A 26370-nucleotide genomic window follows, 5' to 3' on the forward strand; every position below is an offset into this window, starting at 1 on the left:
GAATGGCGGTGAAGGAGGGATTCGAACCCTCGATACGGGATAAACCGTATACTCCCTTAGCAGGGGAGCGCCTTCAGCCTCTCGGCCACCTCACCGTCTTGCGGTCGCTCATATTACTGTCAGGCAAAAATAAGTCAAACACTTTATTGAGAAAAAGCGCCTTTCCATCGCTGGCTGAACACTTAATCACCAAAGCGCTAGCAAATGCTTCCCGAGTGGTGACTTCATCATAATTTTCACTGACCTGGCGCGTTGTCAGCGAACAAAAACAAAAAAGGCCAGCTAATTAGCCGACCTCTTTATAAAACAGGAATTAGTAGTTACCCGAACCTTGTGTTCCGGTATCTTTTTCTGCCTGTATACGCATGTAGATCTCTTCACGGTGAACAGACACTTCTTTCGGCGCATTAACACCGATGCGAACCTGATTTCCCTTTACGCCAAGTACGGTCACGGTTACTTCGTCACCGATCATCAGCGTCTCACCTACGCGACGAGTCAAAATTAGCATTCGATTGCTCCTTGAGTAATCTTACTTGTAATTAGTGTTTATAAAGCTTTTTTACACAAAAAAGCCCATAGAGTTCATGGTCACTGCTCAAGAAACAGCGAGAAGTGGGCGATTATCCAGACTTTAACAATCAACCACAAACATTTTCTGCTTCTGGCCTACCACTCAGATCAGACCCAAAAACTGTACTCGGCCACTCGCCATTGCATCCTCTGTCAGGTTCAACGACTCAATTGTCTGTAATTGTAGCACTTTTTTAAGTATTGATGTCGACTGTACCACAGTCAACATCAACCCTTAAGTCGCCGTTCTGCAATCAGAGATCTTTGTTAAAGGCGTTCGGTCAGCCAGGGCGACACACTTTCCAGCGCGGCGGGTAACGCGCCGGCATCTGTACCGCCTGCCTGAGCCATGTCAGGACGACCGCCGCCTTTGCCGCCAACCTGCTGAGCCACCATATTCACCAGATCGCCAGCTTTGACTTTCGCGATCACATCTTTGGTGACGCCTGCGATCAGGCCAACCTTGCCGTCACTCACATTCCCCAAGACAACAACGCCGCTGCCCAGTTTGTTTTTCAGCTCGTCTACCATACCACGCAGTGCTTTGTTATCTGCACCGTCCAGCTTAGCAATCAAGACTTTAGTACCATTAATTTCTTGCACCTGATTAATCAGATCGGCACTTTCCTGGGCGGCCAGTTTGTCTTTCAGTTGCTGAATTTCTTTCTCCAGCTGCTTACTGTGAGCGACTAAGGCATTCACTTTGATGGCCACAGACGCTGAATCCGATTTCACCAGACTGGCCGTTTCGGCCAGCAGGCTGTCCTGCTCATGCAGCAGCGCAATGGCACCTTCACCCGTCACCGCTTCGATACGGCGGATACCCGCGGCGATACCGCCTTCCGACACAATCTTGAACAGGCCGATATCACCGGTCTGGCGGGCATGAATCCCCCCGCACAGCTCAGTCGAGAAATCCCCCATGCTGAGTACCCGCACCTGGTCATCGTATTTCTCGCCAAACAGCGCCATCGCGCCTTTGGATTTTGCGGATTCAATGTCCATGACATTGGTTTCAATCACATGGTTCAGGCGGATTTGTTCGTTGACAATGCGTTCAATCTTACGCAATTGCTCAGGTTTGACTGATTCCAGGTGCGAGAAGTCAAAACGCAGGCCATCAGGTTTCACCAGTGAGCCTTTTTGAGTCACGTGCTCGCCCAGCTCCTGGCGCAGTGCCGCATGCAGCAGGTGCGTGGCTGAGTGGTTCAGACTGATAGCCGCACGGCGCTTAGCATCAACCTGGGCATTCACACGATCTCCCACAGACAACGCGCCTTCGCTCAGGGTGCCCTGATGGCCAATCGCGTCGCCAAACTTCTGCGTGTCTTCCACGGTGAAAACCACACCCGTGGCGGAAAGCAGTCCTGTGTCGCCACACTGACCACCGGATTCAGCATAAAACGGTGTGTGATCCAGAATGATCAGCGCTTTGTCGCCGGCAGCCACAGTGTCCACCGCTTCACCGTCACGGAAAAGCGCGACAATCTGACCTTCGCCCTGGGTGCCGTCATAGCCGCAAAATTCGGTTTCCGCATCCACTTTCACGCTGTCGTTATAATCAACGCCGAACTGACCGGCTTCACGGGCACGCTGGCGCTGTGCTTCCATGGCATTGTTGAAACCTTCTTCATCAATGCTGAAACCACGCTCACGCGCAACATCGTTGGTCAGATCCGCAGGGAAACCATAGGTATCGTACAGCTTAAAGACAGTTTCACCGTCCAGCACTTTGCCATCCAATGCGTCAATGGCTTCATTGAGGATCGACATACCGCGATCCAGCGTACGACCAAAGTTTTCTTCTTCGATCTTCAACACTTTCTCAACCATGGCCTGCTGCTGTTTCAGTGTCTCACCAGCGCTGCCCATGACCTCCGCCAGAGGACCTACAAGCTTATGGAAGAAAGCACCGCTCGCACCCAGCTTGTTACCGTGGCGTACCGCACGACGAATGATACGGCGCAGAACATAACCGCGGCCTTCGTTAGACGGCATCACACCATCCACAATCAGGAAAGCACAGGAACGGATATGGTCAGCCACAACCCGCAGAGACTGGTTAGTCAAATCGTCATAGCCAATCACAGAGGCCGCTTCTTTGATCAGCGCCTGGAAGATATCTATTTCATAGTTTGAGTGAACGTTTTGCATGATGGCCGCCAAACGCTCGATCCCCATGCCTGTGTCGACAGAAGGCTTAGGCAGCGCATCCATCTGGCCGTCAGACTGGCGATTAAACTGCATGAAAACGATGTTCCAGATCTCAATGAAGCGGTCACCGTCTTCTTCCGGCGAACCCGGAGGACCACCCCAGATATGATCACCGTGATCGTAGAAAATTTCAGTGCAAGGTCCGCACGGGCCGGTGTCGCCCATCTGCCAGAAGTTATCAGACTCATACGCCTTACCGCCTGTCTTGTCGCCAATGCGGATAATGCGATCTTCCGGTAAGCCAATCACCTTGTGCCAGATATCAAAGGCCTCATCATCGGTCTGATACACAGTGACCAGCAAACGCTCTTTCGGCAGTTTCAGCACACCGGTCAGAAACTCCCAGCCATATTGAATCGCCTCTTCTTTGAAGTAGTCACCAAAGCTGAAATTACCCAGCATTTCAAAGAAGGTATGGTGACGGGCAGTAAAGCCGACATTCTCCAGGTCATTGTGTTTACCACCAGCACGTACACAGCGCTGCGCTGTGGTCGCTCGGGAGTAATTACGCTTTTCCAGACCCAGAAAAGTATCTTTAAACTGGTTCATACCTGCATTTGTAAACAGCAGGGTCGGGTCGTTGGCGGGAACCAGCGACGAACTATCGACTATCTGGTGGCCTTTGCTTTCAAAAAACGTAAGAAACGCACGGCGAATCTCATCAGTGCTCATGTACATTTGACAATCCTGAATAATGCTGTGTTAATCCCCCTGCCTGCAACTGCGCCCCAGTTGCCTGCTGCCGAACAGCAAAGTTCAGCGAGCATGCAGGTTTAATCAATCTAAGATAAAAGGTTTACCGGCTATTGTAAAACAACGCGGGTTTGACGGGAAATGTTCTGTTAACACAATGGCAGAATCAGCCTCAGTATTCATCTTCAACCGCTAAGGCATAGCGAATCTGGTCGAAATCAAAACCTCTTGATTGCATAAAACGTAACCGGCGGGCTTTTTCTTTCGGTGTGTCCATCTGAGTGTCACCAAACTTGCGTTGCGCCACCGCTCTGGCCTGTTCGAACCAATCCACTTCGGCATCTTCCAGTGCTTGCTTGATACACAGGTCGTGCACCCCTTTCATCTTCATTTCCTGCCTGATGCGCAGCATGCCCCAGCCTTTTGATACCCCGTTTCGCACCGCCATGGCTGCGTAGCGGGCATCATCCAGCCAGTTGTAATCCTGGCAGTAGGCAACAGCGTCGCTGATCTCCTGCTCGCTGTAACCGCGCTGCCTGAGTTTCTGCTGCAACTCACGCTGGGCATGGTCACGCCGTGACAGATACCCCACTGCGGCTTCTTTGGCCGAGATTTTGGGCGCTTGCCTTCTCACCTTAACACCTCCCTCCGATTTGCGTTTACCAAGCAAGTGCGTTTACCAAGCAAGATAGATTGCGGATTAATGCCAGGCTCTCTGAATACCGAGCTCCCTGAATACTTCGCGATCGACCATCAATACAAAACGGGCACTGGCATGGGTGGTTTCTCACCTCTGCACAGCGCCCGTTAAAGAATGACTGCTTCGGCTATCCAGCCGTGGCATCATGCGTCGTGATTAAAAAGCTTCATCCTGAGCATCGACTTTATCTGTCTCTGCACTGGCCAGCTCAGCATCGGCTTCTGACACATTGCCAGGGTTCAGCAATTGTTCGCGTAATTGCTGGTCAATGATCTGCGCGATTTCAGGGTTTTCAGTCAGGTATTTACACGCATTGGCTTTACCCTGACCAATCTTGTCACCCTGATAGCTATACCAGGCACCGGCTTTTTCGATCAGCTTCTGCTTCACGCCCAGGTCAATCAGCTCACCATTACGGTTGAAGCCTTGTCCGTACAGGATTTGAGTATCAGCTTGCTTAAACGGCGCCGCAATCTTGTTCTTGACCACTTTAATGCGGGTTTCGTTACCCACCACTTCATCGCCTTCTTTGATAGCGCCGGTTCGGCGAATATCCAGACGAACAGAGGCATAAAATTTCAGTGCGTTACCGCCTGTGGTGGTTTCCGGGTTACCGAACATCACACCGATCTTCATACGGATCTGGTTGATGAAGATACACATACAGTTAGACTGTTTCAGGTTACCCGTCAGCTTACGCATGGCCTGAGACAGCATACGCGCCTGCAAGCCCATGTGCGAATCACCCATTTCGCCTTCGATTTCGGCTTTCGGTGTCAGGGCGGCAACTGAGTCGACCACAATCATATCTACGGCACCGGAACGGGCCAGCGCATCACAGATTTCCAGCGCCTGTTCGCCGGTATCCGGCTGTGACACCAGCAACTGATCAATATCCACACCCAGCTTCTTGGCATAAATAGGATCCAGTGCGTGCTCAGCATCGATAAAGGCACAGGTTTTACCCTTGCGCTGTGCGGCGGCAATGGTTTCCAGCGTCAGAGTCGTTTTACCTGACGATTCCGGACCATAAATTTCAACGATACGACCCATTGGCAGGCCGCCGGCACCCAGTGCAATATCCAGAGACAGTGAACCGGTTGAGATGGTCTCAATGTCCATCGTACGGTTGTCACCCAGCTTCATAATGGAGCCTTTACCGAACTGCTTTTCGATCTGACCCAGGGCAGCGGCAAGAGCCTTCTGTTTGTTGTCGTCCATTCGACTCTCCAACGGATGCTAATTCAATATTCAAATTACTGGTTAGTATACTGTCTATTCATACAGTGTCTAGCACTGTATGGCATTTTTTTCCTGACCGGCGGCCAGGCCGGGCAAGAGTGTGATCTTCACTGCAGAGTGTTCAGACGCTCAAGTAAGCCTTGCAATGCGCGCTCGACAGCCTGCGCACGCACCGCCTGCCGATCTCCGCGAAAATGACAGGTTTCGGCAACCAGCCAGCCTGTGGTGTCCGCCCAGGCAAAACACACAGTGCCGACCGGTTTATCCGGCGTGCCGCCATCAGGCCCGGCAATACCACTGATAGCCACGCTGATAGTGGCCAGAGAATGCGCCAGCGCGCCTTTCGCCATCTCCTGTACCACAGGTTCACTCACCGCGCCGTGCTGAACCAGGGTTTCAGGCTTAACGCCCAGCATCTCCTGCTTGGCGGCATTGCTATAGGTAATAAATGCCCGGTCAAACCAGGCAGAACTGCCCGCAATATCCGTGATAGCCGCAGAGACACCGCCACCGGTACAGGATTCTGCGGTAGTGGCGAGCCATTGCTGGATTTTCAGTGCCTGACCAAGCTGCGCTGACAAAGATGTCGTCACCATCGGCTTTCCTCCGTACACAGTCAATGCCGACACCTTACTAGGATGGTATGGGCGCTTCAAGCATTAGTCGCGACATGAAATTGCGCTTCCCCCCTTTGCCGCTATTACGCTTTCACGTATCCTAGACGGCCTGATTTTTCTCGGTTTGATGCGGGCAACAGCGTGACAATAAAAGGTTTAGAAACACACACACCCATGATGCAGCAATATTTGAGGCTAAAAGCTGAAAACCCTGATGTGCTGATGTTTTACCGCATGGGGGATTTCTATGAACTCTTCTTTGATGATGCCAAGCAAGCTTCTCAACTGCTGGATATTTCGCTCACCAAGCGAGGCTCAAGCAACGGTCAGCCCATTCCTATGGCTGGCGTACCTTACCATGCCGTTGAAGGTTATCTCGCCAAGCTGGTTCAGTTAGGTGTTTCGGTCGCGATATGCGAGCAGATTGGCGATCCTGCCACCAGCAAAGGACCGGTTGAGCGCCAGGTTGTGCGTATTGTCACACCCGGGACTGTCAGCGATGAGGCGCTGCTTCAGGAAAGACGCGATAACCTGATTGCGGCAATTTTCTGTCAGAATGGCCGCTTCGGCTATGCCACGCTGGACATCACCTCCGGCCGTTTCATGCTGATTGAGCCCGAGAGCGAAGAAGCCATGCAGGCCGAGCTGCAGCGTACCAGTCCGGTCGAGCTGCTGTATCCGGAAGATTTTCCTCTGCCTGGCCTTTTCAGCCACATAAAAGGGGCACGCCGACGCCCGGTGTGGGAGTTTGATCTGGACACCGCTCGCCAGCAGCTGACCCTGCAGTTCGGCACCCGCGATCTGGTGGGTTTTGGCGTTGAAAACGATGAGTTCGGCCTGTGTGCGGCCGGCTGCCTGCTGCAATACGTGAAAGATACTCAGCGCACCGCACTGCCCCACATTCGTGCCATCACCCGGGATACCCAGGAACAATCGGTGATTCTGGACGCCGCTACCCGGCGTAATCTGGAACTGACCCAGAACCTGGCCGGCGGGACGGAGAATACGCTGGCTTCCGTGCTGGACCATACTGCCACCCCCATGGGCAGCCGCCTGCTCAAACGCTGGCTGCATCAGCCCGTCAGAAACCGTCAGCAGCTGAATCTGCGCCTGGATGCCATCGGCAGCCTGAAAGACAGCGGTATGTTCGCCGAGCTGGCCGGCGTGCTGCGTCACATGGGCGATCTGGAAAGGATCCTGGCACGGCTGGCATTGCGTTCGGCCCGGCCGCGGGATCTTGCCCGCATGCGTACGGCCCTGCAGCACCTGCCCGCTCTGGCTGAGCTGCTGGCCGAGTTAAACAGCGAATCACTGCGCCAGCTGGCAGAACAAAGCCAGCCGATGGATGAGATTTGCAGCCTGCTGGAGCACGCCATCATTGAAAACCCGCCTGTCATTATCCGTGACGGCGGCGTGCTGGCACCTGGCTACAATGCCGAGCTGGACGAATGGCGCGATCTGGCCGATGGTGCCACCAAATTCCTGGCTGAGCTGGAAGCGCGTGAGCGTGAGCGCCATGACATCGACAGCCTGAAAGTCGGCTTTAATCAGGTGCATGGCTTTTATATTCAGATCAGCCGCGGTCAGAGCCACAAAGTACCGAGCCATTATGTTCGCCGTCAGACGCTGAAAAATGCGGAACGTTACATTATCCCTGAGCTGAAAGAGCACGAAGATAAAGTCCTTAACTCCAAGTCCAAAGCACTGGCGCTGGAAAAACAGCTCTGGGAAGCCCTGTTTGACAGCCTGCTGCCGCATCTGGCTCAGTTGCAGCAGACCGCGGCCGCGCTGTCGGAGCTGGATGTGCTGGCCAACCTGGCTGAACGTGCCGATACGCTGAATTACTGCCGCCCGACACTGAGCGATAAACCCGGCCTTGAGATCAATGCCGGCCGGCACCCGGTGGTCGAGCAGGTGCTGGATGCGCCTTTCATTGCTAACCCGATCTCGTTACACCAGGATCGCCGCATGCTGATCATCACAGGTCCGAACATGGGCGGTAAATCCACCTATATGCGTCAGACCGCGCTGATCGCGCTGATGGCACATGTCGGCTCTTATGTACCGGCAGATTCCGCCACTATCGGGCCTCTGGATCGCATTTTCACCCGGATCGGTGCTTCGGACGATCTGGCCTCAGGCCGCTCCACCTTCATGGTAGAAATGACGGAAACCGCCAATATTCTTCATAACGCCACGGAAAACAGCCTGGTGCTGATGGATGAAATCGGCCGTGGTACCAGTACCTATGACGGACTCTCTCTTGCCTGGGCCAGTGCCGAATGGCTGGCAGAAAAAATTGCGGCCATGACGCTGTTTGCCACTCACTATTTCGAGCTGACCGAGTTGCCGTCAATGATAACCGGGCTGGCCAATGTCCACCTGGATGCCATTGAGCACGGTGATGAAATTGCCTTTATGCACGCGGTGCAGGAAGGAGCGGCCAGCAAGTCTTTCGGTCTGGCGGTTGCCAGCCTGGCGGGTGTGCCGAAATCGGTGATCAAGCGCGCCAAGCAGAAGCTGCAGCAACTGGAGACCACGGGTCACCAGCACGCCATGGACCAGCCGCAGACGCAAGGCGCAGACAATCAGCAACTCTCGCTGATCCCTGAGCCCAGCGAAGTCGAAGAAGCGCTGGCGCGTCTGAATCCGGATGAGCTGACACCAAGGCAAGCCCTGGATGAGCTTTACCGTTTAAAAGCGTTGTTGTAACGGCCCCCAGGTAACGGATCCGGCACGATCAAGAAAGGACGCCGCAGCGTCCTTTCTTTTACCTTGTTTCTTATTTGTTGTTGGGTACTTATTTCTATTTTCGTTGTGTCAGCATGCACTAAAAAGTGCGTTTACCTTAGATTTCCTGATTGAACAGGGATTCAATATTCAAACCCTGATGTGTCAGCATGTCACGCAGGCGGCGCAGGCCTTCGACCTGGATCTGGCGCACACGCTCTCGGGTCAGGCCAATCTCGCGACCGACATCTTCAAGGGTGGAGGCTTCATAGCCCAGCAGACCGAAACGTCGGGCCAGCACTTCACGCTGTTTGGGATTCAGTTCCTGCAGCCAGGTGACAATAGAGGTTTTCATATCGTCATCTTGCGTGGAGGTTTCCGGGCCGCCGCAACGTTCATCCGGGATAATATCCAGCAGGGCTTTTTCGGTATCACCGCCAATCGGGTTATCGACCGAGCCGACACGTTCATTGAGACGCAGCATGCGGTTAACATCATCCACCGACTTATCCAGCTGCAGAGCAATATCTTCCGCTGTGGGTTCATGATCCAGCTTCTGAGCCAGCTCACGAGCCGTACGCAGGTAGACATTCAGCTCTTTCACCACATGAATCGGTAAGCGGATGGTCCGGGTCTGATTCATGATAGCCCGTTCAATGGTCTGACGGATCCACCAGGTTGCATAGGTAGAAAAACGGAAACCGCGCTCAGGATCGAATTTTTCTACCGCGCGGATCAGGCCCAGGTTCCCCTCTTCGACGAGATCCAGCAGAGCAAGACCACGGTTACTGTAACGACGGGAGATCTTCACCACTAAACGCAGGTTACTTTCGATCATGCGTTTGCGGGCGACCTCATCCCCCCGCAGCGCGCGGCGGGCGTAGAGAACCTCTTCTTCGGCAGTTAAAAGTGGGGAAAAGCCGATTTCACCGAGATAAAGCTGAGTGGCATCCAGTGCTTTCTGAGTGACACTGTATGACGAGATATCCAAATCTTCGTCGGCGTCATCAACCTCTGAGTCTGATTTTGCTGAAACATCGGCTTCCTGTTCTTCAACATCGAGCTCCATCTCATCTTCAAACTCTTCATAGTTTTCGATATCAGTAGCTGCATTACTTCTGCTCATAGCGCCTCCCAGATAGCGTATTGCAAATCCGGTTCACCACGCCCGAGCAGTCTGTCAGTTTGGCAGGTACTTGAGCGGATTCACTGACTTGCCTTTATAACGGATCTCAAAGTGCAGCCGGACATTGTTCGTTCCCGAGCTGCCCATCAAAGCAATTTTTTGCCCTGCGGTTACCGTATCTTGCTCCCTGACGAGTACTCTGTCGTTATGTGCATAAGCACTTAAGTAATCGTCATTGTGCTTTATAATGACAAGGTTTCCATAGCCCCGTAATGCATTGCCGGCATACACCACTTTCCCTGCAGCTGTTGCGTTGACGTCCTGGCCTCGCTGGCCTGCAATATCAATGCCTTTGTTGCCATTATCACTGCTGGAAAAACGGGAAATGACTCTTCCCTTCGCCGGCCATACCCAGGTATCAACCTTGTCAGCGACAGGTGCTGGCGTCTTGCCTGCCTTGTCACTTGTGCCAACCTTGTTTGTAACAACTTTGTTAACTTTTGAGTCTTGAGAGTACTCTTTTGTGGGAGCGCGATCAACATCTTTATTGACGCTTTTTTGCACGGTTTTTGCAGGTGTTGTAACCGGATTCGCTTTGGTCGGAGGCGCTGTTTTAGCCGGTTTACCCGGGGGGGTTGATTTTACTGGTGGTTTAGCAACCACCACAGCCGTTGAAGCAGCTGCGGTACCTGAAGCGACAGCAGCTGTCGTAACTGGACCGACCACTACTGCAGGCTGATAAGGCACAGCTTCCCGTTTGGGTGGCGCTGGCGGTTTTTTATTGATGGCTGGCGCAGGCTGAGCAGCCACCTTGTGGCCAAACTGAGGGGCTACGTATTTAGACTTCCACAGAAACAATTTCTGGCCGGGATATATCGTGTAAGGAGGCGTCAGCTGATTAAGTGCAATCAAGTCGTTGACATCACGACCTGAAAGGTAAGAGATAAAATAAAGGGTGTCACCTTTTTGCACTTCATAGTAACTGCCCCGGTAGCTGCCGGGCCGGGTGTTGTCATAGTTGGCACCATCAGGCGGATAAGTGGCACAGGCCGACAGCAACAAACAGGCTGCCAGTACCATCGGGACTTTGTGCTTTTTTCCGCTAAAACCTTTCATGCGCTACGCCAGCTCCCCTGCCACCAGAGGCACAAAACGGACCGGCGCAATTTCATCTGTCACATAGTGACCGTCCAGTAAGCGGATGCGTTTCAGCATCTGGTGCTGCTCACCGACAGGGATCACCAGACGCCCTCCTTCGGACAACTGCTCCAGCAATGCCGGTGGGACGACCTCCGCAGCGGCGGTCACTATGATGGCATCGAATGGCCCTTTGCTTGCCCACCCCTGCCAGCCGTCACCATGCTTGGTCGAGATATTATGCAAGTCCAGCTGTTTGAAACGACGCTTGGCCTGCCACTGCAAGGCCTTGATGCGTTCAACCGAGTAAACATGCTCCACCATACGGGACAGAATCGCGGTCTGATAGCCAGAGCCGGTACCAATCTCCAGCACTCGGGTGCCGGGTTGCAAGGCAAGCAACTCTGTCATTCTGGCCACAATATAAGGCTGTGAGATGGTCTGCCCACGCCCGATGGGCAGGGCATTATTCTCGTAAGCCTTGTGCGACAAGGCTTCATCAATAAAATGCTCACGGGGAACCGTATCCATTACCCGCAATACCCTACGGTCTGCTATCCCCTGCTGAGACAAATATTCCATCAGGCTATGGCGTTGTTCCGCATAGCGCATTATCAGTTGCTCTCCACTTGTTTCATCCACTGTGTCAAGTCGTCCAGCGCATCGTGTGCTGTCAGATCAACCTGAAGCGGTGTAATTGATACCTGCTTGTGTTCTATCGCATAAAAGTCTGTACCCGGCCCGGCATCCTGGCAACTCCCGGGAGGACCAAGCCAGTATATCGTTTTGCCGCGGGGATCGACGTCCCTGACCATTTTTTCCGCGCGGTGACGGGCACCCAGGCGCGTTACCTGCCATTCGCCCAATTCCGACAAAGGTACATCCGGCACATTGATATTGAGAATTTTATTTCTCGGCAGAGGCTGAGCCATCAAACGCCCCACCACTTCTTTGACGACCTGAGCAGCCGTCGCAAAATGTTCACGGCCGACTAAAGACACGGCAATGGCCGGTACGCCGAGAAAATGCCCTTCCGTCGCCGCAGCCACTGTACCTGAATACAGCACATCATCACCCAGGTTGGCGCCGTGATTAATCCCGGCCACCACGATATCCGGCTTATCGGTCAGCCACTCGTTCAGCGCGAAGTGTACACAATCCGTTGGCGTCCCTTCCACCGACATACGCCTGATACCTTCTTCGCGGACACGTAAAGGGGTTTCCAGTGTCAGTGAATTGGAGGCACCGCTGCGATTACGATCCGGTGCCACCACATACACCTCACCCAGCTCTTTGAGGGTATCGGCCAGTGTGTTGATTCCTTCAGCAAAGATGCCATCATCATTACTGATCAAAATTCGCATATCTGCCATCCTTCTGCTCAGGCTCATCAATCAGCTCCCTCAATACTGCCGTGGCGAAACACCCCGCAGGCAAAAAGAACTGCACCTCCAGCTGATCAGCATGCAGTTGCCAGCGCATGTCCGCCGGACGCAGCATCAGCGGACGACGTTCGTGTCGCATCCTGTTATCGCGGATCAGCTTCAGCAGCAATGGCTCCTGCTCAATCACCGCCATTTCAAAAGCCGCCACCTCCCCCTGGCTGGGCAGCGCATTGTCACCGGTCACAGGCGCTGTGATCAGCCATTCGCCCGCCGCCACCTGTGCCTGCCATTCAGGCGTAACTTGCTCAACCAGCTGCCAGTCTTCTCTGCCCTGTTGCTGAACACAGTCACCCGCCAACAAGGTATCTGCCTTGCCATCGGCAATACGCTGGGACAACACCAGATTAAACAACCAGGAGCGGGCGGCTGACAGGTAGAAGCTGCGCTTACTCTTGTCGCGGACACGAAATTCGTCGTTGCCCCAGGCTCTGGCTTTGACCACGTTATTGCCGTCATGGCCGAAACGCTGCGCACCGAAGTAGTTCGGCACGCCCAGCTGTTGAATCTTCTTCAGCCGCGCGTCGAGATCCTGAGGGTTATCCAGCTCACTCAGACGCAGCTCAAAATGGTTGCCGGTCAGATCGCCGGGGCGCAGTTTTTTGTCGTGACGATCGGTGGCCAGCACCTCGATCCCCGGATGCTCGGCGACAAATGGTGTCAAATCCGGGTCTGGTTTACCCGGCAGATGCACACTCAGCCACTGTTCAGTCACCGCGTGCCGATCTTTCAGACCCGCCCAACTGACATCGCGGGATTTCACCCCGCACGCTTTCGCCAGCTCGTTGACAACATATTTGGTGTTCTCGCCGGTTTTACGGATCTTCACCATGAAATGCTCACCACTGCCGGTGAAGTCAAAACCCAGTTGCTCTTTGACGATAAAATCTTCCGGGCGAACTTTGCTTCGTCCCTGGCAGATAGGCTTACCATTCAGCCAGCTCAGGCTGTCCATATCAATTGTCATATTCTTTCCGTTATACAGGAAGGGGCGGCGTCAGAGCGAGCGCAGCAAAACAACCGCTTCGCAGGCTATGCCTTCTTTGCGGCCGGTAAAACCCAAACGTTCAGTCGTTGTGGCCTTTACATTAATATTATCGACCGTGGTGTCGAGATCGTCGGCAATGGTTTGGCACATTTGTTCAATATAAGGCGCCATTTTCGGTGCCTGCGCAATAATTGTGACATCCAGATTGCCCAGGCGGTAGCCTTTCGCTTTCACCTTGGCGTACACGTCACGCAGCAGCATGCGACTGTCTGCCCCCGCCCACTCCGCATCGGTATCAGGGAAATGACGGCCGATATCACCCGCACCTATCGCGCCCAGCAGCGCATCACACACAGCATGCAGAGCGACATCACCATCGGAGTGAGCAATCAGGCCCTGTTCATAAGGCACGGCTACCCCGCCGATGATCACCGGACCATCACCGCCAAATTTGTGTACGTCAAAACCGTGTCCAATTCGCATTATGCCTGCTCCTTTTGTCGTTGCTGCAGGTAAAATTCAGCCAGTGCCAGATCTTCAGGCTGAGTGACTTTCAGGTTATCAGCCCGGCCGGGCACCAGCAGCGGCGAAAAACCGCAATATTCCAGCGCCGATGCTTCGTCTGTAAGCACAACCCCTTCCGCCAGCGATTTGACCATGGCATCTCTGAGCTGGCTGACCCGAAACATCTGGGGGGTCAGTGCATGCCAGAGATCGGTGCGATCCACTGTGGCCGCAATAGATTGCCGGCCGTTACCGCGTTTCATGGTATCGCGCACCGGCGCGGCCAGAATGGCACCAAAGGCATGCTGTTGTGCCTGTTCAATCAGACGGGATAAATCATCCTGATGCAGGCAGGGACGGGCAGCATCGTGCACCAGCACCCAGTCATCATCCGCCAGTGTGGCCAGGCCGGAAAACACCGAATCCGCCCGTTCGCGACCGCCAGGCACCACGACGACATCCGGACGACGGGCCAGAGGCAGATGGTTAAAATAAGGGTCGCCGTCACTGATCGCAATCACTACCCGGCCAATAGCGGGGTGTTGTAACAAGCTGTCCACCGTATGTTCCAGTATCGTTTTGCCTGCGATAACCAGATACTGCTTCGGCCTGTCGGCCTGCATACGACTGCCGACGCCCGCAGCCGGCACTACTGCCGTTAAGGTTTGAGTCATGATGGGTTTACTGCCAAATTAACGCTGGGTGACTCCCTTAAAGAGAACGATCACCAACTATGCGGAAAAAAGTTTCTCCGGGCTTGATCATACCCAGCTCATGCCGGGCCCGCTCTTCTACCGCTTCCAGACCCTGATGCAAATCATTGATTTCTGCATACATCTGCTGGTTACGCTGCACCAGTTCGGCATTCGCTTTTTGCTGTAGCGCCACATTGTTTTTAAGCGCCACATAGTCAGACATGCCATTCTTGCCGAACCAGAATTCGTACTGCAGCCAGGAGAATACCAGCAGTAACACTGCACTGAATACACGCATGCAAGCCTCATTCTCGGATGATTAACACAAGTCGACCGGCCATCTCATCAGCCTCTAAGGCGGTAATAATCCCATAAAGCGCCGTATGTGACCAGTTCCGGACCCGCCATTCGGACAGAAAAAAGCCGCTCTGTTGAGCGGCTTATCATCCGGGGTCACTCAGAGTGACAAAAGTGAAGCTTCAGACTTATGCCTGACCTTTCACTTCTTTCAGACCGTTATACGGTGCTTTCTCGCCCAGCGCTTCCTCGATACGGATCAGCTGGTTGTACTTAGCAACACGGTCAGAACGGCTCATAGAACCTGTCTTGATTTGACCTGCCGCGGTACCCACTGCCAGATCGGCAATCGTTGCATCTTCAGTTTCACCGGAACGGTGAGAGATAACAGCGGTGTAACCGGCATCTTTCGCCATCTTGATAGCAGCCAGCGTTTCAGTCAGAGAACCGATCTGGTTGAACTTGATCAGGATAGAGTTCGCGATACCTTTGTCGATACCTTCTTTCAGGATCTTGGTGTTAGTTACGAACAGATCGTCACCCACCAGTTGCAGTTTATCGCCCAGCAGTTCTGTCTGGTGCTTGAAGCCATCCCAGTCAGACTCGTCCAGACCGTCTTCGATAGACACGATTGGGTACTGGTTCGCCAGATCCTGCAGGTAGAAGTTAAACTCTTCAGATGTGAAGATTTTGCCTTCGCCTTTCATGTTGTAGTTGCCCGCTTCTTTGTCGTAGAACTCAGAAGCCGCACAGTCCATCGCCAGCGTGACGTCTTTACCCAGTACATAACCTGCCGCTTCAACCGCTTCTTTGATAGCAGCCAGTGCCGCAGCGTTAGATTCCAGGTTTGGTGCGAAACCGCCTTCATCACCAACGGCTGTGCTCAGACCTTTGGCTTTCAGTACTTTGGCCAGGTTGTGGAACACTTCAGCACCGATACGCAGACCTTCTTTCAGTGTTTTAGCACCGACTGGCTGGATCATGAATTCCTGGATGTCTACGTTGTTATCAGCGTGCTCACCACCGTTGATGATGTTCATCATTGGCAGAGGCATAGAGAACTGGCCCGGGGTGCCGTTCAGTTCTGCAATGTGCTCGTACAGAGGCATGCCTTTTGCAGCCGCGGCGGCTTTTGCGTTCGCCAGAGAGACAGCCAGGATAGCGTTAGCACCAAACTTAGATTTGTTTTCCGTGCCGTCCAGGTCGATCATGATTTGATCGATATCCGCTTGGCTTTTCGCGTCTTTACCAACCAGCGCCTGAGCAATAGGACCGTTAACCGCTTCAACGGCTTTCAGTACACCTTTGCCAAGGAAACGAGATTTGTCGCCGTCACGCAGCTCCAGAGCTTCGCGGGAACCCGTTGATGCACCAGAAGGTGCCGCAGCCATACCAACAAAACCACCTTCCAGGTGGACTTCAGCTTCCACTGTCGGGTTACCGCGTGAGTCGATGATTTCACGACCCAAAACTTTAACGATCTTAGACATAGTGTTTCCTCTTGCTTTATTTTGATTTAAAAAAGCGAAAAAAAAGCTGCCGCACTCCATGTGCAACAGCTGTTTGTAACTTATTTCTCTTCGAACTCACCGCGCTGGTGCTGACCAGCCGCTTTGACGAATCCTTCAAACAAAGGATGGCCATCGCGAGGTGTTGAGGTGAACTCAGGGTGGAACTGAGCCGCCACAAACCAAGGGTGATTCGGCACTTCGATAATCTCTACCAGCTTCTTGTCAGCAGACAGGCCGGAGATTTTCAGGCCCGCTTCTTTCAGCTGAGGCAGCAGGTTGTTGTTCACTTCGTAACGGTGACGGTGGCGCTCGTGAATCGTTGCACTGCCGTACATTTCACGGGCTTTGCTGCCCTCTTCCAGATGGCACAGCTGAGAACCCAGACGCATAGTACCGCCCAGATCCGACTCTTCGGTGCGCTCTTCCACGTTACCTTCGCTGTCGACCCATTCAGTGATCAGGCCCACCACAGGATACGGTGATTTAGCGTCAAATTCCGTCGAGTGAGCACCGCTCATACCCGCCACATTACGGGCAAACTCGATCAGCGCCACCTGCATACCCAGGCAGATGCCCAGATAAGGGATGTTGTTTTCACGCGCATATTGCGCTGTCATGATCTTGCCTTCAACACCACGACCACCAAAACCGCCCGGTACCAGAATCGCATCCAGACCTGCCAGCATTTCTACGCCTTTTGATTCAACATCCTGTGAATCAACGTATTTGATGGTCACAGACAAGCGGTTTTTCAGACCCGCATGCTTCAGTGCTTCGTTGACTGACTTATACGCATCCGGCAGTTCGGTGTATTTGCCCACCATACCGATAGTCACTTCACCGGTCGGATTGGCATCTTCATAGATAACGCGCTCCCACTCGCTCAGATCGGCTTCCGGGGCGGTAATACCAAAGCGCTGACACACCAGTTCATCCAGACCCTGCGACTTGATCAGCTGAGGGATCTTGTAGATGGAGTCAACGTCTTTCATTGAGATAACGGCTTTTTCCGGCACGTTACAGAACAAGGCAATCTTGGCTCGCTCATTGGCCGGGATCATGCGGTCAGAACGGCAGATCAGCACATCCGGCTGAATACCGATAGACAGCAGTTCTTTGACTGAGTGCTGAGTAGGCTTGGTTTTCACTTCACCGGCCGCGGCCAGGTAAGGCACCAGAGTCAGGTGCATAAACATCGCACGCTCGCGGCCCAGCTGCACGCCCAGTTGGCGAATCGCTTCCATAAATGGCAGGGACTCGATATCACCGACCGTACCGCCCACTTCGACGATAGCGACGTCGTGGCCTTCTGCACCGGCAATCACACGCTCTTTGATAGCGTTAGTAATATGAGGGATGACCTGAATGGTCGCACCCAGATAGTCACCGCGACGCTCTTTACGCAGCACGTCTTCATAGACACGGCCAGCAGTAAAGTTGTTGCGCTTGGTCATCTTGGTACGGATAAAACGCTCATAGTGACCAAGGTCAAGGTCGGTCTCTGCACCGTCTTCCGTAACGAATACTTCACCGTGTTGAATCGGGCTCATGGTGCCTGGATCAACGTTAATGTAAGGGTCTAGCTTCATCATGGTCACTTTCAGACCACGGGCCTCTAAGATGGCCGCCAGTGAGGCTGCAGCAATACCTTTACCTAGGGAGGATACAACACCGCCCGTCACAAAAATGTAATTCGTTGTCATGTTTAACCTGGAAGATTGGTGTAGAGGATAAAAAGTATCTGGACGGGAAATTAGTATACCAGACACATTTTATTGCCACAACGTGAAAACTATCACAGTAAACCCGGACGCTTTTTGTTCCAAATCAAGCCCGGTATCCTTGATGGAAAGTCCGCTTGCGGGTTAGTGCTCACTTTGATGCTGAAACAGCCTTTTCCTTGCGCTTAACGTTTTCCCACTCGGCATCCAGCTCATCCAGTGAACAAGCGTCAATCGGCTTGCCCTGTTCCAGAACGCAGCGCTCCACTTCGCGAAACCGGCGTTCGAACTTACGGTTGGCTTTGTGTAAGGCCATTTCCGGTTTCACTTTCAGGTGCCGGCTCAGGTTAACAACAGCAAACAGCAGATCCCCGATCTCCTCTTCGATGCGTTCCTGACTGGGTACCGCCTGATGAGCTTCTTCCATCACCTCGTCGATTTCTTCCTGCACTTTGTCAACCACCGGCCCCAGTGTTGGCCAGTCAAAACCCAACCGGGCGCAACGTTTCTGGATTTTATCGGCCCGGTTCAGCGCAGGCATTGCCTTAGGGATATTAGCCAGAATACTGTCATCCTGCCCTTTTTCTGCACGCTCTTTGGCCTTTTCCGCTTCCCAGTTCGCATGTATCGCAGCTTCATCGGCGAAATCTTTATCTGCAAAAACATGAGGATGGCGACGAATCAGTTTGTGATTGATCGCGCTGACCACATCATCAAAATCAAACAGCCTTTTTTCTTTCGCCAACTGACTGTAGAAGATCACCTGAAATAACAGATCGCCCAACTCCTCCTTCACATCATCCCAGCTCTCTTCGGCAATGGCATCTGCCACTTCATAGGCTTCCTCCAGCGTGTGGGGCACGATAGAGGCAAAATCCTGTTTGAGATCCCAGGGGCAGCCCCGCAGCGGGTCGCGCAGTTGTGCCATGATGGAAAGTAAGGTGCTGATGGGCTTATCGCTCATGATGGTTTTCCTGTGCTCTGTGTAGGGTTGTCATTGGGCAGAAAACGGGCCGGAGCCCGTTGTGTCGATAGGATGAGATCAGTGCAGTCGTCTGGCTTCAAAGACATCTTTCACCTGCTCCAGGCGGAGGATCAGTCTGCCCAGACTGTCGAGATCGGTCAGTTCAATATCGAAATCCATGATCGCCATCTGCTTTTTGAAATCGATCCGGCTTTTCACCCCGGCCACTTTGACCTTTTCATTGTGCATGGTGTTGGTCAGATCTTTAATCAGGCCGTTACGCTCAGAAGCGGTTACCCTGACGGTCAGGGTGTAGCGGCCGGCAAAGCTGCCGCCCCAGACAGTATGAATGATCCGCTGCGGCGCCACATGACGCAGCTCTTCCAGCTGTTCACAATCGCTGCGGTGCACCGAGATCCCCCGCCCCTGCGTCACAAAGCCGACTATGTCATCACCGGGAATGGGCTGACAGCAACGCGCCAGGTGGGTCATCAGGTTATCCACCCCTTCCACCACTACGGCATCGCGCTGCGGTTTTTTCTGGCTGGCCTTGCTGCCTGCCTCGGTTAAACGCTCCAGCAGCTGCTGATCTTCTTCTTCAGCCGTGGGCTTGTTCACCAGCGCATTGATATGGTTAATGACCTGATTGATACGCAGATCACCGCTACCGATACCGGCGAACAGCTCATCCGTCGAATTCACGTTAAAGCGCTTCAGGGCGTAGGACTCGGCATCTTTCATGGTGGCGCCGATTTTATGCAGCTCCTGCTCCAGAATTTCCCGCCCGGCCGTGATGTTTTTATCTCTGTCTTGCTTGCGGAACCAGGCATGTACCTTGGCTCGCGCCCGGCTGGAATTGACAAAGCCCAGGTTCGGATTCAGCCAGTCACGCGACGGATTCGGCTCTTTCTGGGTGATAATTTCGACCTGATCGCCCATTTGCAGGTGATAAGTGAAAGGCACAATTCGCCCTTCCACTTTGGCCCCGATACAACGGTGGCCGACCTCAGAGTGAATGTGGTAGGCGAAATCGAGCGGGGTGGCATTCAAGGGCAGATCGACCACATCCCCTTTCGGGGTGAAGGCATAGACCCTGTCGTCGAAGACTTGACTGCGCAGCTCTTCGAGCATTTCGCCGGAGTCGGACATTTCTTCCTGCCAGGCCAGCAGCTTACGCAGCCAGTTGATTTTCTCATCATAGGCAGAATGGGCGCCGGCAGAGGTGCCGGATTCTTTGTATTTCCAGTGCGCGGCCACCCCCAGCTCGGACTCTTCGTGCATCTGCTTGGTGCGAATCTGGATCTCGATGGTTTTGCCTTCCGGGCCGATCACCACAGTGTGGATCGACTGATAACCGTTGGGTTTGGGGTTGGCCACATAGTCATCGAATTCTTTGGGCAGATGGCGGTATTTGGTATGTACCACACCCAATGCCGCATAGCAGTCCTGCAGCTGGTCCGCGATAATACGCACCGCACGCACATCGAACAGCTCATCAAAAGCGAGATTCTTTTTCTGCATTTTGCGCCAGATGCTATAGATATGCTTGGGACGTCCATGCACCTCAGCCTTGATATTCGAGGCTTTCATCGACTCATCCAGATCCTTCACGAAATGGTCGATGTAGTGTTCCCGGTCGATACGACGCTCAGACAGCTGTTTGGCGATCTGCTTATAAGTCTCCGGGTGTTTGTAGCGAAACGCGTAGTCTTCGATTTCCCATTTAAGCTGACCGATACCTAAACGGTTTGCCAGCGGAGCGTAGATATTAGAACACTCCCGCGCGGCGGCACGGCGAACGTTATCCGGCTCGTCCTTCACCTCGCGCAGATTACAGATGCGCTCGGCCAGTTTGATCACCACGCAGCGGAAGTCGTCCACCATAGAAAGCAGCATGCGGCGAATGTTATCGACCTGTGCCGATTGAGCCGCGCCTTCTTTGATGGCGTTCAGCTGGCTTATCGCCGCCATCTGTTTGACACCCTTGACCATCTGCAGAATGGTCTGGCCATATTCCTCTTTGATGTCATCACTCTTGTAGAAGCCGCCTTCAACAAGCGGGAACAGCAGGGCTGCCACCAGGGTGTCAGTATCCATACTGAGCATCACCAGGATTTCAACCATTTCCCGGCCACGCCACAATAACTGACCGGCTGCTTCCTTATTGTCCAGATGCGCTTCACAGCGCTGATAGGTTTGGATCAGACGGTCCGAGGTTTTAGCATCCTGCAGCAGACTCTCTACCCAGGGTACCAACTCAAATTTAGCGTTTTCCTTCAAATGCGCACCGCGAACTGCGACCATGATTCTGTCCTGTATAGCGTTATTACGGATGGCTTTTCTGTTACTCCCGGCAGCCTTCGCAGGCTCAGCCTGGCATCAGGTTCGGATAAACAGTGCCATAGATTCTAAGTGCCCCGTATGGGGAAACATATCCAGCATTCCCAGCCGTTGCAACTGGTAGCCCTGCTGCAGCAGTACCTGACTGTCCCGCGCCAGCGTGGACGGATTGCAGGAAACATATAAAATCCGGCTGGGTGATAGCGCTGCCACTTCTTTCATTACCCCTGCAGCACCCGCGCGTGCCGGATCCAGCAATACTTTGTCGAAACCTTTGCTGGCCCAGCTGAACGACTCAATACCCTGTTCAAGATTGCCCTGATAAAAAGCCGTATTCGCCAGTTGATTCAGCGCCGCATTGGTGCTGGCCCGCTGCACCATCTCATCCACCCCTTCGACACCGACGACTTGCTGCGCTTTCTGAGCCAGCGGTAAGCTGAAATTACCCAGACCGCAGAAAAGATCCAGCACTCTGTCCTGCGGCTGAATATCCAGCCAGTCCAGTGCCTGCTCTATCATCCGGGTATTCACCGTCCGGTTGACCTGAATGAAATCTTTGGGCGAGAACTGCAGCGTCAGGCCATTTACTGTATAGCAAGGCGTGTCACCGGCCAGCTGAGTCACTTCATCAGGCCCCGGTGCCAGGAAAAGCATAACATGATGATTGTCAGCAAATTGCTGAATGCTCGTCATATCCGGGTCAGAAAAAGGCTTGAGATGTCGGATCAGGACCACAGGGCCATTATCGGCTTCGACCAGCTCGACATGTCCCAGGTTCCGGCGGCCCTGCAATTGCGTCAGTAATTCACGCAAAGGCGGCAGCAGAGCATTCAGCGCAGCCGCCAGTACCGGACAATGCTCGACATCAACAATCTCTTTGCTCTGCTCCTGGCGAAAACCGAAACACAGCCCTTTACCGGATTCAAAACGAAGGCTGAAACGTGCGCTCCGTCTGTACTGCCAGGTCTCACCGGTCACAGGTTCGTCCTGCACTAATGCCGTCGCTGTTTCATTTTCTCCCCCCAAGGCAAACTTCGCCATCAACTCCCCCAGAGACTGGCGCTTGGCCGATACCTGGGCAGAATGAGAGAGATGTTGCAAGTTACACCCACCACACTGGTCATAGACAGGACACTGAGGTGTAATGCGCTCAGGGCTGTCAGTCAGCCGTTTGATGACTTTAGCCCGGGCATACTGTTTTTTATTGTCGGTGAGCTGCACCAGCGCACGTTCGCCGGGTAGCAATCCCGGAATAAAAACCGGTTTACGATCGAGATGGGCGATACCTGAACCCAGATGGTCCAGACGTGAAACCGTCACTTCTTTGTGTTTGGTGTCGCTGACAATTCGTTTAGTCGGCTTAAAAAAGCGTGCCATAATGTTGTAACTCACGGTGTTCTGTCGCCTTTTCAGGGCAACGCCGGATCGACTTCAATTGTCGCTACGGTAAAGATTCATTAAGCTAAGGGCTGGAACATGCTTGCGTGACCAGCATAGACAGCAATTCTCCCACAGAATCGAATTCTTGTAACCATGACCAAATACGGACTTCGCGCCCGGGTTTTCACCCTGACATTAGCACCAACCCTGATCATTGGCCTGCTACTGAGCGCATTTTTCACATTGAGCCGCTACCGTGATCTGGAGCATCAGCTGATTGAAACCGGCACCAGCATCATAGAGCCGCTGGCGATTGCCACCGAATACGGCATGGCAGATCATAACCGTGAAGCGGTCAGACGCATCATCAGTTATGCCCATCGCAAGCATTCCGATATTGTACGCAGTATCGCGGTCTTTGACGGCAATAATGAGCTGTTTGTGACCTCAAATTTCCATCGGAATTTTGAGGCGCTGATGTTCCCCGATGATCAGCCGATCCCCTTCCTGCCTGACATCATCATCAATGACAGCACTATGATCATGCGGGCCCCTATACTGACAGAAGCGCAGCAAAGTAACCTGTCCGCCCCCGGGTTTCAGGCCAGGGCGCTGGGTTACATCGCCATTGAAATGGACATGAGCCCGCTGCGGCTGCAGCAGTATCAGGAAGTCTTTACTGCGCTGATGGTCTTGCTGCTGGGCCTTATCCTGTCGGGATTGTTTGCCTATCGGCTGATGCGGGATGTCACCCGTCCGATTTCGCACATGATCAGTGTCGTAGACAGAATTCGCCGCGGGCATCTCGATATCCGGATTGAAGGTGAATTGCTGGGTGAGTTGGATAACCTGAAAAACGGTATCAATGCCATGGCCATTTCGCTGTCTGACTACCATATCGAAATGCAGCAAAGCATCGATCAGGCCACGTCTGATCTGCGTGAAACCCTTGAGCAGCTGGAAATACAGAACGTTGAGCTGGATATTGCCAAGAAACGCGCTCAGGAAGCTGCCCGGGTCAAATCCGAATTTCTGGCCAATATGTCTCACGAACTGCGCACACCGCTCAACGGCGTCATCGGCTTTACCCGCCAGATGCTCAAAACCCGGCTCAGTGCCAGCCAGCACGACTACCTGCTGACGATAGAAAAATCCGCTAACAACCTGCTGACCATCATCAATGACATCCTGGACTTTTCCAAACTGGAAGCCGGTAAGCTGCTGCTGGAAAACATTCCGTTCGACTTCACCGACTCACTGGATGAAGTCATGCGCCTGCTGGCACCCAGCGCCCATGAGAAAGGCCTGGAACTGACTCTGCGGGTTGATCAGCGCATCCCAACCGGCCTGATTGGTGACCCGCTGCGTATTCAGCAAGTGCTGACTAATCTGATCGGTAACTCAGTGAAATTTACCGAGCGCGGCAATATCGACATTGCCGTCGAGCTCAAAGCCGACCGCGATGAGAGCCTCGAATTGCAATTTATGGTCCGTGATACCGGGATTGGAATTTCAGAGCGCCAGCAAGCGCAATTATTCCAGGCCTTCAGCCAGGCTGATGCCAGCATTTCACGCCGCTATGGCGGAACCGGGCTGGGCCTGGTGATCACCCAGAAACTGGTCACTCAGATGGGCGGCGAGATCAGCCTGACCAGCCGCCTGCACCAGGGCTCGACATTCTGGTTCACCCTCAAACTGACCAAAACCGACCTGCCGGTATCGCAGCCTATCGATACCAGCGAGCTGAAAAACCGCCACCTGCTGCTGATCGAACCCAACCTGCAGGCGGCCAACGTGCTGCAGCAACGCCTGCTGCAAGCCGGGCTGGATGTGACCTACCGGGCCGACATGCCGGAGGACGATGTCGAACATCACGACTTTGCCCTGCTCTGCCTGTCACCGGGCGAACAGCCGCCGCTGGCAACGATTCTGGATAAAGTCTTTAAAGCCGAGCAACTGGCCGACAAAGTTTTAGTGTGCCTGCCCACCACAGAGCTGGCGTTGTCGGAACGCTTGCTCAGTGCCGGTGTGACGGCTTGTCTGGGTAAACCGCTGGCCCGGCGTAAACTGTTTGACGCCTTGATTGGCCAGACAGATCAGCAGGAAGAGCCTGAACCACTGCCACTGGCTGCCGCGAACGATGCCCTGCTGCCGCTCACCGTGATGGCGGTCGATGACAACCCGGCCAACCTGAAACTGATCGCCGCCCTGCTCAGTGAACGGGTAGAAACCGTGATTACCGCCACCGGCGGCCGTAAAGCCGTGGAATACGCCCAGCAGAAAGCCTTTGATTTAGTCTTCATGGATATTCAGATGCCTGAGATGGACGGTGTCAGAGCCTGTGAGGCGATTCATGAAACCACGCTGAACAGCCATACGCCCGTCATCGCGGTCACTGCCCATGCCATGGCTGGTGAACGTGAGCGTTTACTTCGTGCCGGGATGGACGATTACCTGACCAAGCCCATCGAAGAACAGATTTTGCAGCAGATGCTGGCCAAATGGATTCCGCAGCCCCATAACAACAGTTCAACGCCTGCCGTCGCTGCCACAGCGCCATCCGTTAAGCCAGATGCAGTAAACAATAACGTCAGCTGGGACTGGGATCTGGCACTGAAACAGGCCGCAGGCAAAGAGGGTCTGGCCCGGGACATGCTGCAGATGCTGCTCGATTTTATGCCCGAAGTGGAAATGCTGGTCAATGAAGTGCTGGACGGCAAAGACATTGACCTGTGGCCGTCCATCCACAAACTGCATGGCAGTTGCGCCTACAGCGGCGTGCCAAGGCTGAAAAACCTCTGCTACACCCTGGAAACCCAACTCAAAGCCGGAACTTCAGCGACCGAGCTGGAACCGGAACTGTTCGAATTAATCGACGAAATGAACAATGTGGTCAGAGCATCGCAGGCTTACCGGCAGTAAACCCCATCAAGCAGAAAGGATGCTCCTTTCTGCTTGATGGGGTTTACTGCCGGTAGGTGAGTGACATGCCAATACCAGCCCCCAGCTTTGAGGCTCTTACGTCAAATCTTGTTCAGTCCTCCAGTTTTTTCGTCAAAAAAAGGGAAACAACGTTTCCCTTCTTGTATCTCTGGCGGACTGATTGCGCGGTCAGCCTGACTCCAGGATCACGGTCGCGACGGCATAGTGCTTTTCATCGGCAATGGTCAGGTGAATATGGCGGACCGCCATCTGCGCGGCCAGTTCAGCCGCTTTGCCGGCCAGTGCCAATTCCGGCTTGCCGCGTTCGTTATTGGTGACGGTAAAATCCTGAAACGAAACACCGCAGGCTATGCCTGTTCCCAGCGCTTTGGCGGCCGCTTCTTTGACCGCAAAACGCTTGGCCAGGTAGCGGCCGGCCTGCTTATGCTGGCTGAAAATGGTGAACTCTTCAGGTGTCAGTACCCGCCGGGCAAACGTCTCACCGGCACGTTCGAGCACATGCTCGACACGGGTAATTTCAGCAATGTCTGTCCCCAATCCGACGATGGCCATG

Annotated in this window: 21 protein-coding genes and 1 tRNA gene; 2 read left to right on the forward strand and 20 right to left on the reverse strand. The window is 53.6% G+C overall.

What is annotated here, in order from left to right; translation table 11 throughout:
• Positions 1-3 precede the first annotated feature (3 nt).
• The 6 genes from H511_RS0117850 to pncC all read right to left on the reverse strand — a co-directional run bounded on the left by H511_RS0117850 (position 4) and on the right by pncC (position 6018).
• Positions 4-95: transfer RNA gene (locus H511_RS0117850), tRNA-Ser, on the reverse strand.
• A 218-nt stretch (positions 96-313) separates the two neighbouring features.
• Positions 314-511 carry a carbon storage regulator CsrA gene (csrA, locus tag H511_RS0117855; protein WP_027253546.1) on the reverse strand — a complete coding sequence of 66 codons (198 nt, stop codon included), beginning with the start codon at positions 509-511 and terminating at the stop codon, positions 314-316.
• A gap of 329 nt (positions 512-840) precedes the next feature.
• On the reverse strand, positions 841-3465 hold the full coding sequence (gene alaS / locus H511_RS0117860; RefSeq protein ID WP_027253547.1) for an alanine--tRNA ligase: 2625 nt from the start codon (positions 3463-3465) through the stop codon (positions 841-843).
• 187 nt (positions 3466-3652) lie between these two features.
• Positions 3653-4114 (reverse strand): recombination regulator RecX, encoded by a 462-nt coding sequence (recX, locus tag H511_RS0117865; RefSeq protein ID WP_027253548.1) that lies wholly within the window; start codon positions 4112-4114, stop codon positions 3653-3655.
• A gap of 222 nt (positions 4115-4336) precedes the next feature.
• Positions 4337-5401: a recombinase RecA gene (gene recA / locus H511_RS0117870; RefSeq protein WP_027253549.1), complete on the reverse strand. Its 1065-nt coding sequence runs from the start codon at positions 5399-5401 to the stop codon at positions 4337-4339.
• A 128-nt stretch (positions 5402-5529) separates the two neighbouring features.
• A complete protein-coding gene (gene pncC, locus H511_RS0117875; protein ID WP_027253550.1) occupies positions 5530-6018 on the reverse strand; it encodes a nicotinamide-nucleotide amidase in 489 nt (162 codons plus the stop codon).
• Positions 6019-6180: 162 nt separating this feature from the next.
• Between pncC and mutS the strand changes: the two genes are divergently transcribed.
• Positions 6181-8751 carry a DNA mismatch repair protein MutS gene (gene mutS, locus H511_RS0117880; protein WP_027253551.1) on the forward strand — a complete coding sequence of 857 codons (2571 nt, stop codon included), beginning with the start codon at positions 6181-6183 and terminating at the stop codon, positions 8749-8751.
• 136 nt (positions 8752-8887) lie between these two features.
• On the opposite strand, the gene rpoS is transcribed toward mutS, so the two are convergent.
• The 13 genes from rpoS to rlmD all read right to left on the reverse strand — a co-directional run bounded on the left by rpoS (position 8888) and on the right by rlmD (position 22871).
• Positions 8888-9895 carry an RNA polymerase sigma factor RpoS gene (gene rpoS / locus H511_RS0117885; protein ID WP_027253552.1) on the reverse strand — a complete coding sequence of 336 codons (1008 nt, stop codon included), beginning with the start codon at positions 9893-9895 and terminating at the stop codon, positions 8888-8890.
• Positions 9896-9949: 54 nt separating this feature from the next.
• Positions 9950-10867 (reverse strand): peptidoglycan DD-metalloendopeptidase family protein, encoded by a 918-nt coding sequence (locus H511_RS0117890; protein WP_420835039.1) that lies wholly within the window; start codon positions 10865-10867, stop codon positions 9950-9952.
• Positions 10868-11014: 147 nt separating this feature from the next.
• On the reverse strand, positions 11015-11644 hold the full coding sequence (locus H511_RS0117895) for a protein-L-isoaspartate(D-aspartate) O-methyltransferase (RefSeq protein ID WP_027253554.1): 630 nt from the start codon (positions 11642-11644) through the stop codon (positions 11015-11017).
• Between the two features lie 2 nt (positions 11645-11646).
• A complete protein-coding gene (surE, locus tag H511_RS0117900) occupies positions 11647-12396 on the reverse strand; it encodes a 5'/3'-nucleotidase SurE (protein ID WP_027253555.1) in 750 nt (249 codons plus the stop codon).
• Positions 12377-13441 (reverse strand): tRNA pseudouridine(13) synthase TruD, encoded by a 1065-nt coding sequence (gene truD / locus H511_RS0117905; RefSeq protein ID WP_027253556.1) that lies wholly within the window; start codon positions 13439-13441, stop codon positions 12377-12379. Before truD ends, surE begins: the two co-directional genes overlap by 20 nt.
• Before the next feature lie 30 nt (positions 13442-13471).
• Entirely contained in the window at positions 13472-13945 is a 474-nt protein-coding gene (ispF, locus tag H511_RS0117910) for a 2-C-methyl-D-erythritol 2,4-cyclodiphosphate synthase (protein ID WP_027253557.1), read from the reverse strand.
• The gene (ispD, locus tag H511_RS0117915; RefSeq protein WP_027253558.1) at positions 13945-14640 is read right to left on the reverse strand and encodes a 2-C-methyl-D-erythritol 4-phosphate cytidylyltransferase; all 696 of its coding nucleotides are present in this window, start codon (positions 14638-14640) and stop codon (positions 13945-13947) included. The genes ispF and ispD overlap by 1 nt, the downstream gene beginning before the upstream one ends.
• A gap of 37 nt (positions 14641-14677) precedes the next feature.
• Positions 14678-14959 carry a cell division protein FtsB gene (gene ftsB / locus H511_RS0117920; RefSeq protein WP_027253559.1) on the reverse strand — a complete coding sequence of 94 codons (282 nt, stop codon included), beginning with the start codon at positions 14957-14959 and terminating at the stop codon, positions 14678-14680.
• A gap of 187 nt (positions 14960-15146) precedes the next feature.
• Positions 15147-16448, reverse strand: a complete 1302-nt coding sequence (gene eno, locus H511_RS0117925) for a phosphopyruvate hydratase (protein WP_027253560.1) — start codon at positions 16446-16448, stop codon at positions 15147-15149.
• 80 nt (positions 16449-16528) lie between these two features.
• Positions 16529-18172, reverse strand: a complete 1644-nt coding sequence (locus tag H511_RS0117930) for a CTP synthase (RefSeq protein ID WP_027253561.1) — start codon at positions 18170-18172, stop codon at positions 16529-16531.
• 169 nt (positions 18173-18341) lie between these two features.
• Positions 18342-19154, reverse strand: a complete 813-nt coding sequence (gene mazG / locus H511_RS0117935) for a nucleoside triphosphate pyrophosphohydrolase (protein ID WP_027253562.1) — start codon at positions 19152-19154, stop codon at positions 18342-18344.
• A gap of 78 nt (positions 19155-19232) precedes the next feature.
• Positions 19233-21458 (reverse strand): GTP diphosphokinase, encoded by a 2226-nt coding sequence (relA, locus tag H511_RS0117940; protein WP_027253563.1) that lies wholly within the window; start codon positions 21456-21458, stop codon positions 19233-19235.
• Between the two features lie 75 nt (positions 21459-21533).
• A complete protein-coding gene (rlmD, locus tag H511_RS0117945; RefSeq protein ID WP_027253564.1) occupies positions 21534-22871 on the reverse strand; it encodes a 23S rRNA (uracil(1939)-C(5))-methyltransferase RlmD in 1338 nt (445 codons plus the stop codon).
• A gap of 156 nt (positions 22872-23027) precedes the next feature.
• Between rlmD and barA the strand changes: the two genes are divergently transcribed.
• Positions 23028-25796: a two-component sensor histidine kinase BarA gene (barA, locus tag H511_RS0117950; RefSeq protein WP_027253565.1), complete on the forward strand. Its 2769-nt coding sequence runs from the start codon at positions 23028-23030 to the stop codon at positions 25794-25796.
• 189 nt (positions 25797-25985) lie between these two features.
• On the opposite strand, the gene acpS is transcribed toward barA, so the two are convergent.
• Positions 25986-26369, reverse strand: a complete 384-nt coding sequence (gene acpS / locus H511_RS0117955) for a holo-ACP synthase (RefSeq protein WP_027253566.1) — start codon at positions 26367-26369, stop codon at positions 25986-25988.
• Position 26370 lies beyond the last annotated feature (1 nt).

Origin of the sequence: Photobacterium halotolerans DSM 18316, from assembly GCF_000425165.1 — a bacterium.
GTDB classification, from domain to species: domain Bacteria; phylum Pseudomonadota; class Gammaproteobacteria; order Enterobacterales; family Vibrionaceae; genus Photobacterium; species Photobacterium halotolerans.